A 14796-nucleotide genomic window follows, 5' to 3' on the forward strand; every position below is an offset into this window, starting at 1 on the left:
TATCAAGCAACGGAGATGGAGTGAAACCGGGTGATGGAAAACGCATCCAGCGACGTGGTTGAGGCGCCGCTGCAGATGATCTCGGCGAGCGCCTGGCCCACCGCAGGACCGATCTGAAAACCTGCGCCGGCAAAGCCGAACGCATGCAACAGACCGGGTTGAGTGCCACTGTGACCGATCACCGGCTGGCGATCGGGCAAGTAACCTTCGGTGCCGCTCCAGGTACGAATCGCCTGGGCGCCTTCAAGAAACGGGTAGAGCTCGACGGCCTGGCGCAGGATCTCGATCACGGCGTGCTGACCGGGGCGGGCGCGGGCGTCGTCGAGGGCAAAACCCTGACCGCCGCCCAACACACAATTGCCGCGCGCGACCTGGCGCGCATAGATGCCACCGCCCTCGACACCGGTGCTCGCGTTCATCACCCACGGCAACGGCTCGGTGACCAGCATCGCCGGGTGCCCGGCGTGCATCGGCACGGGTTCACCGAATTGCCCGGCCAGTTTTCCCGCCCACGCGCCCGCGCAGTTCAATACCCAGGGGGCCCGCAGTTCGAGACCGCTTTGAGTGCTGACGCGAAAGCGCTGGCCGTCGTGCTCCACCGCGCCCACCGCGCATTGTTCATGGACCTGCGCGCCATGGTGTCGGGCTGCACGGGCAAATGCCGGAGATACCAGGCGCGGGTTGGCGTGGCCGTCATCCGGACAAAATGAAGCGCCGACCGCCACCTCGCCGACCCACGGAAAACGCGCGCGTAACTCACTGCGTTCGAGCACCTGCAAATCGAGGCCAAAGCCCTGACTGCTGGCGGCGTAGTCCTGTAATGCACGGAGGTCGTTGAGGCTGCGCGCCAGTTTCAAGTGGCCGCTGCGCTGGTACTCGCCGTCGATGCCGATCAACTGCGGCAACCGGCCCCAGATCTCGTGGGCCCGTTGCGACAGCGGCAGTTGCGACAGCGGCCGACCCTGACGGCGCACGCCGCCATAGTTCACGCCGCTGGAATGCGAGCCACAAAAATCCCGCTCCAGCAGCGCCACGCGACGACCCGCCTGGCTCAGAAACAGCGCGGCGGAAGCACCGACAATGCCGCCGCCAATGATCACTGCATCGACTTCGATCATGGCTCGATCTCCAGACCAAACGGCAACGGTTTGATTGGCGCCTGCGCCCGCAGTCGACCGATGTCGGACACCGCCCGCTGACTTTCGCAGGCGATGATTTCCGCGGCCGCGGCACCACACATCCGACCCTGGCAGCGGCCCATGCCGACCCGGCAATGGGCCTTGACCCGATTGATTTCCCAATGGCCTTCACGCACCACTTCGCGGATGTCACCGGCGCGCACTTCTTCGCAGCGGCAGATCATCACGTCGTCAGCGGTATCGGTCGCCCAGTTTTCCGGGAATACGAAAGCGCGTTCCAGGCCATGTCGAAAGGTATCGATCCGTCCAAGTGCCTGCTCCAATTGCACGCCACGCTGCGGCGCGATCGGGTAATCGTTGTCTTCGAGCAAGGCGAGGGCAGCCCGTTCGCCGGCGATTTCCGCCGCGTCGGCGCCCGTGATGCCGGCACCGTCACCCGCCAGATAAACTTCGGCGACGCTGCTGCGACCGGCGCTGTCGCGTTGCGGCAGCCAGGCGCGGTTGAGCGGGTTCCAGGCGAATGCGCAGCCGAGCAAATCAGCGAGTTGGGTTTCGCTGCGCAGACCGTGGGCGAAGGCCACTGCATCACAGTCCAGCGTATGTTTGCCGCTGGAGTTGGACCAGTTCAGCGACTGCACCCGTTGTTCGCCGTTGATGTGTTTCAAGGTTGCGCCCTGATGCACCGGGATGCCGTGAGCGGTCAGCCAGCTGCGGTAGTAAATGCCTTTGGCCAATGTCGCCGGTTGCGACAGCAGGCCGGGCAGGGCGCGGGCCTGAGCGCTGAACGGTGAACTGTCGAGTACCGCCACCACCTTCGCGCCGGCCTTGGCGTATTGATACGCAACCAGGTACAGCAAGGGGCCGCTGCCGGCGAACACCACCCGCTCACCGATGGCGCAGCCCTGGAATTTCAGGGCGATTTGCGCGGCGCCGAGGCTATAGACACCTGGCAACGTCCAGCCCGGCACCGGCAAAACCCGGTCGGTGGCGCCCGTGGCGACGATCACCCGAGAGAATTCCAGTCGTGCGGCGCGACCCTCGTGCAAGGTGTCGAGTGCACCGTCTTCGGCGTTCCACACCAGGGTGTCGGGACGGTAATCGAGTTGCTCGCGCAACTCATCAATCGTTTGATGCAACGCGTTCGCCTTGCGCGCTTCGAAGCCATACAGCTTGACCGCCGAGCGTTTGAAATTCACCGGCTGACGCCGATAAATCTGCCCGCCGCCGCGTGCGGCTTCGTCCAGCAGGATCGGGCGCACACCATGCGCCACCAGCGTCTGCGCCGCACGAATCCCGGCCGGCCCGGCACCGATGATCACGACAGACTTCATACCCACCGCCCCCCTGTGGGAGCCAGCCTGCTGGCGATGACGGTGGCACAGTCAAAAATGATGGTGGCTGACACTCCGTAATCGCGAGCAAGCCCGCTCCCACATTCGATTGAGGTCGCGCCCGGATTTTGTGACCACCGCCCAACCCCTGTGGGAGCGGGCTTGCTCGCGATGAGGCCGGCACATCCAACAAATGCGCTGGCAGACAGACCGCCATCGCGAGCAAGCCCGCTCCCACATTCGATTGAGGTCACGCCCGGATTTTGTGATCGCCGCCCAACTCCTGTGGGAGCGGGCTTGCTCGCGATGAGGCCGGCACATTCAACAAATGCGCTGGCAGACAGACCGCCATCGCGAGCAAGCCCGCTCCCACATTCGATTGAGGTCACGCCCGGATTTTGTGACCGCCGCCCGCTCCCACAGGGGATAGCGTCTCGGCAGATAGAAAAGGTGTTCATAGGGTGCGCCCCGGTTCGCGGCTGATGTGTTGGCCGGCTTCTAGCAACGTCGAACACGCGCGCACCCGCCGGCCATCGCCCAGTCGAACCCAGCAGTCCTGGCACGCCCCCATCAAACAAAATCCGGCGCGAGGTTCGGCGCTGAAATCGCTGCCGCGCAAATGCTCGCTGCAGGTCAGCACCGCAGTCAGCACGGTGTCGCCGAGCAGCCCGCTGGCCGGTTGGCCGTCGAGGGTAAAGTCCAGGGCCGGGCGGTCGCCTTCGGCCAGTCGTTTCAGCAGAGCCATGGCGCCCTCATTGTTTACCCACCAGAACCCGATCCAGGCCGTACACCCGGTCGAGCAGAATCATGGTCAGCGCGGTCAGCGCAATCACCAGGGCCGACACCGCCGCCATCATCGGATCGATGGATTCGGTGGCGTACACGTACATGCGCACCGGCAAGGTTTGCGTGGCCGGCGAAGTGACGAAGATCGACAGCGTGACCTCGTCGAAACTGTTGATGAACGCCAGCAGCCAGCCACCGGCGACCCCCGGCAGAATCATCGGCAAGGTGATCTGGCGGAACAGCGTAAAGCGCCCGGCACCCAGCGACTGCGCGGCGTGTTCGGCGCTGCGATCCAGGCCGATGGCCGACGCCAGCACCAGACGCAGCACATACGGCGTGATCACCAGCACGTGGGCGAAAATCAGCCAGGCGAAGCTGCCGTTGACGCCCATCAGCGCAAACAATCGCAGCAACGCCACACCCAGCACCAAGTGCGGAATGATGATCGGCGACAGGAACAGCCCGTTGAAAAAGTCCCGTCCGGGAAACTCGAAACGGGTGATCGCCAGCGCTGCCGGTACCGCAATCAGCGTCGCCAGACTGGCCGCGCAGAACGCCAGGATCAGGCTGTTGTAGAACGCATCGACAAAGTCGGCACGCTCGAATACCGCGCGGAACCAGCGCAGGGAAAACTCCGTGGTCGGCAGGCTCAAGGTGTTTTCCGGGGTGAACGCCACGAGGCAGACCACCACCAGCGGCGCCAACATGAACACCACCACCAGGGTATGGAACAGCAGGGCGAAAGGACCGTTCTTGGACATGACGAGTTATCCCAATGACTTCTTGTAGCGGCCTTCGATCATCCGGTTCCACGACAGCATGATCAGCAGGTTGAGCAACAGCAGCGCGACGGCGATGGCCGCGCCCATCGGCCAGTTGAGCTCCGACAGGTACTGGTCGTAGATCAGCGTGGCGACCATCTTGATGCGGCGCCCGCCGAGCAGGCCGGGAATGGCGAAGGAGCTGGCGGCGAGGCCAAACACAATCAAGGTGCCGGACAGCACGCCGGGCATGATTTGCGGCAGCACCACTTTGCGCATCACCGTGAGGTGACTGGCGCCCAGGGACAATGCGGCTTGCTCGGCGGCGGGGTCGAGCTTCTGCAGCGAGGTCCAGACCGGAATGATCATGAACGGCAGCATCACGTGGACCAGTGCAATCACCACCGCGAACGGTGTGTAGAGCAGCTTCACCGGCGAGCCACCCAAGGCCTGCAGGGTCTGGTTGACCAGGCCGTCGGCGCCGAGCAACAGGCTCCAGCCGAAGGCGCGTACGACCACTGAAATCAGCAACGGCGTGAGGATCAGAATCAGGAAAATCGAGCGCCATGGCGCGCCCATGCGGCTGAGTATGTAAGCCTCGGGTACGCCGATCACCACGCAGAGCAGGGTGGTCACGGCACTGATCCAGAAGGTGCGCAGAAAGATTTCGTAGAAGTACGGGTCACCCAGCAGGCTGCTGTAATGGTCGACGGTGTAGGCATCACCGTTGATGCCCGAGCTGTAGTCGAAAACGTTGAACGACAACACCAGCGTCAGCAGCAGCGGGACCACCAGCAGGCTGACGTACAACGCCAGCGCCGGTGCCGACAATAGGTAACCCTGGCGTCCCTGGCGAAGTGCGACGAGCGTACTCATGCCGACACCTCGTCGACACTCAGCACCCGCAGCAGCGCCGCGTCCCAGTCGAGGCCGACGGCCGTGCCTTCGTTCATCGGCGCCGAGCCATCGTTGCGGCGCACTACGCAGAGTTCGCCCAGGGTCGTGGAGACGCCGTAGAGCCACTGGCTGCCGAGAAAGAAGCGGCTGACGATCCTGCCTTGCAGACGGCCGTGATCTTTTTCCCGCAGATCGATTTTTTCCGGGCGCAGGCTGAGGGTCAGCTCACCGCCGCTGCGCACTTGGACCACGCCCGCACTGTCACGCTCGCCGGGCAGCAGATTGGCCTTGCCGACGAAGCCGGAAATGAATTCGGTGCGCGGGTGTTCGTAAAGGGTGTAGGGCGCGTCGATCTGCGTGATGCGCCCGGCCTGCATCACCACCACGCGGTCGCTGATAGACAGCGCTTCGGATTGGTCGTGGGTGACCATCAACGTGGTGATCCCGACTTCGCGCTGGATGCGGCGGATCTCGAACTGCATCTCTTCGCGCAGGTTGGCGTCGAGGTTGGACAGCGGCTCGTCGAGCAGCAGCACCGGCGGCTCGATCACCAGCGCTCGGGCCAGGGCAACACGCTGGCGTTGACCGCCGGACAGTTCTCGTGGGTAACGCTCGGCGTGCTGATCCAGGCGCACCAGTTTCAGCACCCGATCCACGCGTTGCTGCAGTTCGCCGCTGGGCACCTTGCGCATGCGTAGGCCGAAGGCGACGTTGTCCTTGACGGTCATGTGCGGGAACAGCGCATAACTCTGGAACACCACGCCCAAGCCACGGCTGGCGGGTTTGGCGTGGGTGATGTCGCGACCGTTCAGCAGAATGCGTCCGCTGGTGACTTCGACGAAGCCGGCGATCATTTGCAGGGTGGTGGTTTTGCCGCAGCCGGAGGGGCCGAGCAGGGAAACGAACTCACCTTTCTCGACCGAGAGGTTAGTGGCCACGACGGCATCGATCTCGCCGTAACGTTTGCCGAGTCCTTCAAGTTGCACAAAAGCCATAACTGCGCTCCACCTGAGATTGTTATGCGCGGCCTGAGGTCGCGCTTTTTTGTATGGGCAGATACGAAAGGTGTTGCTGGGTGCGTTGGCGCTCGACGTGGGTCGGCTGCCGCTATTGTTCGAATCGCCCCTGTGGACGCAGATTAGGACGAAGACTAGGATGGGCTCAATGGCCTATTTCACTGAATCGATGGTTATTTTCAGTTTCATTCAGTGAGTAAATTAATCCTCGAGAAATGACATGACTGATTCCATTGAGCGGAATGAAAATAAAAATGAAGTCGGCGTCGGTGCCGTCTCAAGACTGTTCGCCGTGTTGCGCACGTTGGGTGACACCGTCGAGGGCGGCGAGCGGGTGACGCAACTGGCCCAGCGCATCGGTCTGTCGCAACCGACCACACACCGTTTGCTGCGCAGCCTGATGGACGAGGGGATGGTCGAGCAGGACGTGCGCAGCAAACGCTATCGTCTGAGCCTGGATTTTTTTGCGCTGGCGGCGCGCGCCGGCAACACCGGAAACCTGCGGGAGCTGGTGCGGCCGTCGTTGCTGCGACTCTCGGCCTCATTGGGGGATTCGTTGTTTTTGCTGGCGCGCAGTGGTTTTGACGCGATCTGCCTGGATCGCAGTGAAGGGCCGTTTCCTATCCGTACGTTTACCGGCGACATCGGCGGGCGGGTGGCGCTGGGGGTGGGCCAGGGCAGCCTGGCGATCCTGGCATTCCTGCCGGAAGAGGAACGCGACACAGTGATTCATTACAACTTGCCGCGGCTGAAGGATTTTCACCTGTATGACGAGGTGTTCCTGCGTTCGGAAGTCGAGAACGTGCGCGCCCTCGGTTACGCCGGGCGCAACACTGGCGTGTTGCAGGGCATGGCCGGCGTGGCGGTGCCGATTCTTGATCGTGAAGGGCGTGCGGTGGCGGCGTTGAGTGTCGCCACCGTGAGTGATCGGCTGGGGCCGGATCGCTTGCCGACGGTGGTGGACATGCTCAAGCGCGAAGCGGCGCTGATCGGGCCGAGGATCAATCCGTTCGATCCGCTGTTGCGCCGGCCTTCGCAGGTCTTCGGGCAGGGTTGATTGTTGAATAACGTTGTAGGAGCCGGATTGCTGGCGATCGCGATGCATCAGCCACATCATCCTCGACTGACACACCGCGATCGCCAGCAAGCCGGCTTCTACAGGGGGGCGTAGGGTTCAGAATTGCTCGGTTTGCTTGAGCATCTGCGCCGCCGGCGTATCGCTCGGGCTGACCATCGCATAGTTGTATCCGCTTCCGGACCAATACTCAGCCTGCAATTCACCGTCGCTGCGGCTGCCTCTCGGCAGCATGAAGTTTTTCGGCCCCGGCGGGCGCACGTAGAAGCTGACTTTATGCCCGCTCGGATCCTCGTAAACCACCATCGCCGCCGGCCCTTGCTCGGTACTGAGCAAGCGCCCGCTGACCGGTTTGAACCCTGCGCCTGAAAGGTCCGGCAAGCGATGAGCCTGAGTGAAATAACGGTCGAGCCAGCCCTGCATATCGCCGTCATCGCTGACCTTGTAATCCGCCGGCAGAAAGCCTTGCTGGGCAAACAGCCGATAAGCCTGCATCGCATCGGCCATCGGCGCCGCAGCGCTGAGGAGGGTCATTTCCCGCGCCTTCCAACCGCTGATTCCGCCGATGCTCACCGTGATCAGCAACACAGCAGCACTGGCCAGGTGACGGCGTGATTGTCGCTTGAGGCGCTGGCGAATCAGCGCCGGGTCGAGGTCCGGGTTGGCCGGTTGCTGCAACGCACCGCTGAGGGCCGCGCGCAGTTGCTGGGCGTCCTGCTGCCAGGCGCGGACCTGTGCAGACATTTCCACGTTGCCGGCCAGAAACGTCTCCACCAGGCGTCGGTCATCATCATTGAGTTGGTGGTCCACATAGGCGTGCAGGTCACGCTCGCTCGGAGGCACGCTGATCATTTGAGTCTCCGTAGAGAAGGGCGGGTGATTTCGCCGTCGCTGAGTTGGCGCAAGGCCTGGCGGGCGCGGGACAGGCGCGACATCACGGTGCCGGTGGGAACGTCGAGGATTTCGGCAACCTCCTTGTAACTCAGGCCTTCGACCGATACCCAGAGCAGCAAGGCGCGCTGCTCGGTGCTGAGCTGATCGAAGGCTTGCAAAGTTGATTGGGCGATCACGGTGCGTTCTACCGACGGCTGGGTATCGTCACGTCCGGTAAAGAATTCGAGCATCCGTGCATAACGCCGGGAGCGTCGGTGAGCGTCGAGAAATTGCCGATAGAGAATCGAAAACAGCCAGGCCCGCAAGTCGCCCTCGGGGCGTTTGTCGCTCCAGCTCGACAGCGCCCGCTCCAGGCACGACTGCACCAGATCGTCGGCGCTGCTGGGGTTGCGCGTCAACGACACGGCAAACCGGCGCAATCTGGGAATGATTTCACTCAGTTGTTCGTCGATATCATTCATGGAGTTCTGACTAGTCACTACGCTTCGGACTAGAAAGACGCCCGGCGTCCGAGATTATTCCAAGCCTGTAAAAATAAATACCGGGCGATGGAATAAACCCGTGCGGGGTGCGTCTGCCTGGTTCTTCTCACTTGTGGCCGATGGCCCTGGAGTCTTTCATGGTAGATCGCTCATCACCGCCCACCCGGCCCCCCTTGAGTGCCGCGAGCCTGACGTTGCGCCTGGCCGGCATTGCCGTGGTGGTCGCTGTCGTGGCAGGGGCTTTTGCCTACGTCAACGGAACCTTTGACCCACAGCGCCTGACGCCGAAAAAACTGATCAACGTGCTGGAAACCAACAATGGCGTGCACCCGGGGTTCCGGCGTAATCACTCCAAAGGCGTGTGCGTGATCGGGCATTTCGAGAGCAGCGGTGAAGCGCGCAGCTATTCCAGCGCTCAGGTGTTCAATGAGGCGCGGACCCCGGTGGTCGGGCGTTTCGCGTTGCCGGCCGGCAATCCTTACGCGCCGGACAGCAGCGTGCCGATCCGCAGCCTCGCGTTGCGTTTCACCCAGGCCAACGGCCAGCAGTGGCGCACCGGGATGAACAGCATGCCGGTGTTCCCGGTGGGCACGCCCGAAGCGTTCTACCAACTGCAGCAGGCCCAGTCGCCAGACCCGGCCACCGGCAAACCGAACCCGACAGCGGTGCCGGCGTTCTTCGGTTCGCACCCGGAAGCCGCGCCGTTCCTGGCCTGGATCAAAACCGCCAAGCCGTCCGCCAGCTACGTGACGGAAACCTACAACAGCGTCAATGCGTTTTACCTGGTCAACGCCGCCGGGCAACGGCAAGCGGTGCGCTGGAGCATGGTGCCGGTGGTCCAGGATGCCGCAGGCGCCACGGCGCCGGAGGGCGGTGATTTCCTCGAAAAAGACCTGGTTCAGCGGATCGCCGCAGGACCGCTGCGTTGGCAGCTCAAGATCACGCTGGCCGATCCCGGTGATCCGGTGAACGACGCCAGCAAAACCTGGCCTGAGGGTCGCAAGGTGGTGAACGCCGGCACGCTGGTGCTCGAAAGCACCCAGCCGCAACTCAATGGCGAATGCCGGGACATCAACTACGACCCGCTGGTCTTGCCCGCGGGTATCGAAGGTTCCGACGACCCGTTGCTCGCTGCTCGTTCAGCCGGTTATGCCAGTTCCTACTTGCGCCGCACCAGCGAAGTCAGCCAATTGCCTGCCGCTAAACAGGAGGCTCAACAATGAGCGCCCAACCGAACCACTTCGCGCCACTGGCGCGACTGCTGCACTGGCTGATGGCGTTGATGATCATTGCCATGCTGTTTATCGGTGCGGGCATGGTCGCTTCTGTATCAGAGCGTCATCAATGGCTGATCCATCTGCACAAACCGCTGGGCATTGCGATTCTATTGCTGGTGATCGTGCGCCTCGGCGTGCGCTTTTCTACCCGGCAACCGCCGCTCCCGGCAGACTTGCCGGGCTGGCAGGCGCTGGCGGCGAAGGCCTCGCATGTCTTGCTGTACGCCTTGATGTTTATCCTGCCGCTGCTCGGCTGGGCGATGATCTCGGCGGCGGGCGACCCGGTGATGCTCAGCAGTTCGTTGCAACTGCCGTCGATCGTGCCGGCCAATGCACAGGTGTTTGCGTTCCTGCGTAAGGCGCACGGGTATCTGGCGTATCTGCTGTTTCTGACGGTGTTGCTGCATCTGGCGGCGGCGTTGTTTCATGGTTGGGTGCGGCGTGATGACGTGCTCGACAGCATGTTGCGGGGGAAGGATCGCGGTTGATCTGATCTACCGAAATCCATTGTGGCGAGGGGGCAAGTCCCCTCGCCACAGGGTTCCGGTGTTTTGAAGGTCAGCGTTCGCCACCAATAGACCAATGCCACGGCGTTGATGCCTGCGCCCAGCAGGCAAACACCGAGCCACCCGCCCCACGCATACATCGCCGTCGAACCGATCGAACCCAACGCGCTGCCAATCGAATAGAACAGCATGTAACCCGCGGTAAGGCGGCTTTGGGCTTCGGGGCGCACGCTGTAGATCATGCTCTGGCTGGTCACGTGCACGGCTTGCAAACCAAGATCGAGGGTAATCACCCCCAGCAACAAGGCCCACAACGAGGATTGGGTCAGGGCGATCGGCAGCCAGGAAACCAGCATCAGTAACAGTGACAATCCGCTGGTCCATTGCCCCAGACCGCGATCGGCCAGATGCCCGGCGCGCGCGGCGGCCAGCGCGCCGGCAGCACCGGCCAGTCCGAACAATCCGATTTGCGTGTGGGACAACGACAGCGGCGGGGCGCTCAGCGGCAACACCATGGGTGTCCACAGCACCATGGCGCTGGCGAAGGTCATCAACGCGAGCATCGCCCGTTGACGCAGTACCGGTTCTTCCTTGAACAACGTGAACACCGAACCGAGCAACGCTGCATAAGAGCTGGCGGGTTGCGTGTTCTCGTGTTTCGGCAGCACGCGAAACAGCAGCAACGCCATCACCAGGGTCAATCCCGCCGACAACAGATAAATCGACCGCCACCCCGCCAGATCAGCCATGCCGCCGGCCACTGTCCGCGCCAACAGAATGCCGACGACGATACCGCTGGTGACCACGCCGACCACGCGCCCGCGCTGCGCCGGGATAGCCAATGTCGCGGCGTACGCCACCAAGACTTGTGTCACCACCGCCAGTAATCCGGTCAACGTCATCCCGATCAACAGCCAGGCACTGTTCGAGGCTAACGCGATCATCAATAAGGCCAGTACCGACAGCAGGGTTTGCGTGACGATCAGGCGTCGACGGTTCAGCAGATCGCCGAGGGGCACCAGCAGCAATAATCCGACGCCATAACCGATCTGAGTCAGCGTGACGACGATGCCGATGGTGGCCGGGTCCATGGCAAACGCCTCGGCCATGGCATCGAGCAACGGCTGCGCGTAATACACGTTGCCGACGGCCAGACCGCAGGCGACGGCGAACAGCAGTACAACGCCGGTGTTGAGTGTTGTTTGAGTGGGCTTCATGCCGGGCTCCTAAAGTGGTTTCTAAATAAAACCAGTTGTACGGTAGGTAAGCCGGTTTTATATTGCAACCACATTTGTTTTCGAGGGCGCAGTCATGGCCAAACGCACAAGCATGCAAAGCGCCGAATGCCCGGTCGCCCGTTCACTGGATGCCATTGGCGATTGGTGGTCGTTGTTGATCGTGCGCGATGCATTCGACGGTATTCGTCGATTCGGCGAGTTTCAGCGCAGCCTGGGTATGGCGAAGAACATTCTCTCGGCGCGATTGCGTACGCTGGTGACCCACGGGATTTTCGATCTGGTGCCCGCGTCGGATGGCAGCGCGTATCAGGAATATGTGCTGACGGAGAAGGGCAAAGGGTTATTCCCGCTGATCATCGGTTTGCGGCAGTGGGGTGAGGCGTTCTTTTATGAGGACGGGGAGGCGCACTCGCGTGTGGTTGACCGAGACAACGGTCGACCGGTGCGGGCATTGGAGTTGCGCGCCGAGGACGGGCGTTTATTGGGGCCGGAGGATTGCGTGCGGATCGCGGTCGAATAAACGATTAGAAGATCGCAGGCTACGCAGCGCCTACAGGGGAATGCGATTCTGTAGGCGATGGCGTAGCCTGCGATCTTTTGATCCTGATTGCGATCAGCGCAAGGTATCGACCATATCCGCGATGGTCGTCAGCACATCCTTGCCCAACTGCTTCGACCGCTTGCCCGACCAGCCTGTCAGCGGGTTCGGCGCGTCGTTGTTGTCCTTGAACGGCATCTCCAGCGTCAACGACAGGCAATCGAACTTCTGCCCGACACTGTTACAGGCCAGCGTCATATTGGCCTTGCCCGGCTCGTCGCGGGTGTAGCCGTGTTTGGTCTGGAAGTCTTTGGTCAAATGCTTCAAGTGATCGCGAAAGTGAGTTTCCAGCTTTTCGATCCGCGGCGTGTAGCCAGGGTTGCCTTCGCAACCGGCGGTGAACACGTAAGGGATTTCTTCATCACCATGGATATCGAGGAACAGGTCGACGCCATATTTTTCCATCTGCTGCTGAACGAACAGGACTTCCGGACTGACTTCCTGACTGGCGCTCTGCCAGGCACGATTGAGGTCCTGGCCCATGGCGTTGGTGCGCAGGTGACCGTGGAAGGCGCCGTCCGGGTTCATGTTAGGCACCAGGTACAAATCGGCGCTGGCCAGCAGTTTGTTCAGGACGGGATCGTCGTGCCTTTCCAGGCGTTCGATCACACCTTCCATGAACCACTCGGCCATGTGCTCGCCGGGGTGTTGCTGGGCAATCATCCAGACCTTGCGCCGACCTTCGGTGCCGGTGCCTTTGCGTAACAGCTGAATGTCACGCCCTTCAACGCTCTTGCCGGTGGCCAGCAGTTCGGTGCCGGCCTTGGTGAGTGCCTGCTCGATCAACCAGTCATGGCGGCCACGGCTGTAGGGTTCGAAGTAGGCAAACCAGGCGTTGGTGGCCGTGGCTTCGAGGCTGAAACGCAGGCAGTCGCCTTCGAAGATGGTCGGCACCCGGAACCAGTTGACGTGGTCGTAGGACGCCACTGCCTGATAACCGTCCCAGGCTTTGTTGTACGAGGATCTGCTGGCATTGCTGAGTCGAAACCAGTGTTCCTGTCCGACGTGCAAACCGCTGGCCTTGAAGTGAAACCATTGGAAATGCTGGCTGCGGGTATCCGGCTTGATGGACAACAGTGCTTGCAACGGATTGCTGATATCCAGCACTTCAATATTGCCGCTGTCGAAATTTGCACTGATGCTGAAAGAGGATTTAGCCACGGTCATAGTCGATTCCTGAATATGATTTTTATGGCTGCTACTTTACACGCTGGGAGGGGAAAAACCGGGGGAAATTGCGGTGTGTAGCGGGGGGGCGTCCTCCTTGACGCCGACGCAGCTTAGAGGCTGTGCAATTGATTCTCAAGTGCTATTTTTCGTTGGTTTGAGCCAATGTTGCCGGGCTTCTCTTGCCAACAGATATTCTTTTGATATTATCCGCGCCATCGAATTTGCAGCACGTAAAGACTTCATTAGCCTGAAGGTCAAGCCAGAATAACTGGCAAAAAAAAGACCCGGCAAAAAGCCGGGTCAAAAACCGTGATTAGCCTGATGAGGAGATAGTCCAGGGGACCGACCTAAGGTCACTTGGACAATCGACTGATCTCGCGACCAGCTGCATGCAATAATAATCATTCTCGTTTGCAAGTCAAATGATTTTATCCGCGCGATTGGAAAATTCTTTTCGCGCCCTCGAAATTACCCCTCCTTTTCTTACACGTGATGTTCCCCGTCCAGGGATCGATCCAGCAACGCCTTGGCCATATCGATCATGTGCACCGTTGAAAACGCCAGGTCTCGGTGGACCCCGTGCAGATTGTTCGCCGACTCGGACGCCGTGGCGGCAGCGCAGCGCAACAGGTCTGAAGCACGCACCAGCGCTTCCTCGCTGCTGACGTTGCGGTTCACCTCAAAAAAACGCTCTTCTTCCAGCTCCTCTGACACAGCTGGTTTCAAGTAATAATCCAGCGCCCGCTGTGCGGCGGCCGAACCTTTTGGCGAGGTGAGGGAAGTGTCGATTTGCAGGTCGGGCAGGTCGTTGCTGGGGATGGTCATGGCGATGGCAAGCTCCGTGATAGATTTCAGATCCGTGATCCAATCCTAGTACGAACTGTATTTGTGACGAGGATTTTAATACTACAATTTGTGTTTTGACGGCCGGAGGCGCCCACGTATCGTGCCGCACATGGATAAATGGATTGAATTGGTCAAGGCCAAGATGAGTGAACTCAATGTCACTCAAGAGATACTCGCCGAGCGCCTCGGAATGTCCCAGGGCGGCATCGGCCATTGGCTGAACAAACGTCGCCAGCCGGGCATCGATGACATGAACCGCGTGTTACACGCGCTGGGCATGGATTTTCTCGAAGTGGCGATGGTCATCCGCGAGCCGGACACGTCGAAGGAGGAAAGCCAGGATCTGGTGCGAAAGTACAACCCGTACTTCCGTTACCCGGTCAGCGACTGGCGAGAATCCTGCGAGGTGCGCGACGGCGAGCCGACAGTGTATGACAAGGCGCGATTCGAACTGACCGATTACCACGCTCAAGGCGCGGCGTTCTGGTTGAATGTGGTGGGCGATGCAATGACCGCACCGAGTGGCGTCAGTATCGCCGAGGGGATGATGATCCTGGTGGACCCGGCCATTGTGCCGGAGCCCGGAAAACTGGTGATCGCCCAATGGCCGGACAGCACCGAGGCGACCTTTCGCAAGCTGATCGAAGAGGGCGGGCAGCGTTACCTGGTCCCGCTCAATCCGACGTATCCGAAAGCCCTTTACACCGACGCGTGCCGAATCATCGGCGTAGTGGTTCAGGCAACGGCCAGGTTCTGATCGGATCGGTCCTCGCCAGGCGT

At 61.3% G+C, this 14796-nt stretch carries 16 protein-coding genes; 5 read left to right on the forward strand and 11 right to left on the reverse strand.

What is annotated here, in order from left to right:
* Positions 1-2 precede the first annotated feature (2 nt).
* The 6 genes from PMI01S_RS11005 to PMI01S_RS11030 all read right to left on the reverse strand — a co-directional run bounded on the left by PMI01S_RS11005 (position 3) and on the right by PMI01S_RS11030 (position 5909).
* A complete protein-coding gene (locus tag PMI01S_RS11005; RefSeq protein WP_084319828.1) occupies positions 3-1118 on the reverse strand; it encodes an NAD(P)/FAD-dependent oxidoreductase in 1116 nt (371 codons plus the stop codon).
* Entirely contained in the window at positions 1115-2470 is a 1356-nt protein-coding gene (locus PMI01S_RS11010) for an FAD/NAD(P)-dependent oxidoreductase (RefSeq protein ID WP_084319830.1), read from the reverse strand. Before PMI01S_RS11010 ends, PMI01S_RS11005 begins: the two co-directional genes overlap by 4 nt.
* Before the next feature lie 454 nt (positions 2471-2924).
* Positions 2925-3215, reverse strand: a complete 291-nt coding sequence (locus PMI01S_RS11015) for a (2Fe-2S)-binding protein (RefSeq protein ID WP_084319832.1) — start codon at positions 3213-3215, stop codon at positions 2925-2927.
* A gap of 7 nt (positions 3216-3222) precedes the next feature.
* Positions 3223-4017, reverse strand: a complete 795-nt coding sequence (locus PMI01S_RS11020) for an ABC transporter permease (protein WP_008031926.1) — start codon at positions 4015-4017, stop codon at positions 3223-3225.
* A 6-nt stretch (positions 4018-4023) separates the two neighbouring features.
* Positions 4024-4893 carry an ABC transporter permease gene (locus PMI01S_RS11025; protein ID WP_084319834.1) on the reverse strand — a complete coding sequence of 290 codons (870 nt, stop codon included), beginning with the start codon at positions 4891-4893 and terminating at the stop codon, positions 4024-4026.
* Complete coding sequence (locus tag PMI01S_RS11030) at positions 4890-5909, reverse strand: ABC transporter ATP-binding protein (protein ID WP_084319836.1); 1020 nt, start codon at positions 5907-5909, stop codon at positions 4890-4892. Before PMI01S_RS11030 ends, PMI01S_RS11025 begins: the two co-directional genes overlap by 4 nt.
* Before the next feature lie 241 nt (positions 5910-6150).
* On the opposite strand from PMI01S_RS11030, the gene PMI01S_RS11035 reads away from it, so the two are divergent.
* The gene (locus PMI01S_RS11035) at positions 6151-6987 is read left to right on the forward strand and encodes an IclR family transcriptional regulator (RefSeq protein ID WP_084319838.1); all 837 of its coding nucleotides are present in this window, start codon (positions 6151-6153) and stop codon (positions 6985-6987) included.
* 117 nt (positions 6988-7104) lie between these two features.
* Here PMI01S_RS11035 and PMI01S_RS11040 read toward each other — a convergent pair whose 3' ends face one another.
* Both PMI01S_RS11040 and PMI01S_RS11045 read right to left on the reverse strand, forming a co-directional pair.
* On the reverse strand, positions 7105-7857 hold the full coding sequence (locus tag PMI01S_RS11040) for an anti-sigma factor family protein (protein ID WP_084319840.1): 753 nt from the start codon (positions 7855-7857) through the stop codon (positions 7105-7107).
* Complete coding sequence (locus PMI01S_RS11045) at positions 7854-8360, reverse strand: RNA polymerase sigma factor (RefSeq protein WP_084319841.1); 507 nt, start codon at positions 8358-8360, stop codon at positions 7854-7856. Before PMI01S_RS11045 ends, PMI01S_RS11040 begins: the two co-directional genes overlap by 4 nt.
* 158 nt (positions 8361-8518) lie before the next feature.
* On the opposite strand from PMI01S_RS11045, the gene PMI01S_RS11050 reads away from it, so the two are divergent.
* Together PMI01S_RS11050 and PMI01S_RS11055 are read left to right on the forward strand one after the other, a co-directional pair.
* Positions 8519-9604 (forward strand): catalase family peroxidase, encoded by a 1086-nt coding sequence (locus PMI01S_RS11050; RefSeq protein WP_084319843.1) that lies wholly within the window; start codon positions 8519-8521, stop codon positions 9602-9604.
* Positions 9601-10146: a cytochrome b gene (locus PMI01S_RS11055; protein ID WP_084319845.1), complete on the forward strand. Its 546-nt coding sequence runs from the start codon at positions 9601-9603 to the stop codon at positions 10144-10146. Before PMI01S_RS11050 ends, PMI01S_RS11055 begins: the two co-directional genes overlap by 4 nt.
* Here PMI01S_RS11055 and PMI01S_RS11060 read toward each other — a convergent pair.
* Positions 10083-11381, reverse strand: coding sequence for an MFS transporter (locus PMI01S_RS11060; protein ID WP_235864436.1), 1299 nt, complete (start codon positions 11379-11381; stop codon positions 10083-10085). The genes PMI01S_RS11055 and PMI01S_RS11060 overlap by 64 nt on opposite strands.
* A gap of 94 nt (positions 11382-11475) precedes the next feature.
* On the opposite strand from PMI01S_RS11060, the gene PMI01S_RS11065 reads away from it, so the two are divergent.
* Positions 11476-11922: a winged helix-turn-helix transcriptional regulator gene (locus PMI01S_RS11065; protein WP_084319847.1), complete on the forward strand. Its 447-nt coding sequence runs from the start codon at positions 11476-11478 to the stop codon at positions 11920-11922.
* Between the two features lie 93 nt (positions 11923-12015).
* Here PMI01S_RS11065 and PMI01S_RS11070 read toward each other — a convergent pair whose 3' ends face one another.
* Together PMI01S_RS11070 and PMI01S_RS11075 are read right to left on the reverse strand one after the other, a co-directional pair.
* Complete coding sequence (locus PMI01S_RS11070) at positions 12016-13167, reverse strand: M14 family metallopeptidase (RefSeq protein ID WP_084319849.1); 1152 nt, start codon at positions 13165-13167, stop codon at positions 12016-12018.
* 486 nt (positions 13168-13653) lie between these two features.
* The gene (locus tag PMI01S_RS11075) at positions 13654-13995 is read right to left on the reverse strand and encodes a DUF6124 family protein (protein WP_084319850.1); all 342 of its coding nucleotides are present in this window, start codon (positions 13993-13995) and stop codon (positions 13654-13656) included.
* Positions 13996-14125: 130 nt separating this feature from the next.
* On the opposite strand from PMI01S_RS11075, the gene PMI01S_RS11080 reads away from it, so the two are divergent.
* On the forward strand, positions 14126-14773 hold the full coding sequence (locus tag PMI01S_RS11080) for a LexA family protein (RefSeq protein WP_084319852.1): 648 nt from the start codon (positions 14126-14128) through the stop codon (positions 14771-14773).
* The last annotated feature ends 23 nt before the right edge of the window (positions 14774-14796 follow it).

The sequence above is a fragment of the Pseudomonas migulae NBRC 103157 genome (genome assembly GCF_002091715.1).
GTDB classification, from domain to species: domain Bacteria; phylum Pseudomonadota; class Gammaproteobacteria; order Pseudomonadales; family Pseudomonadaceae; genus Aquipseudomonas; species Aquipseudomonas migulae_A.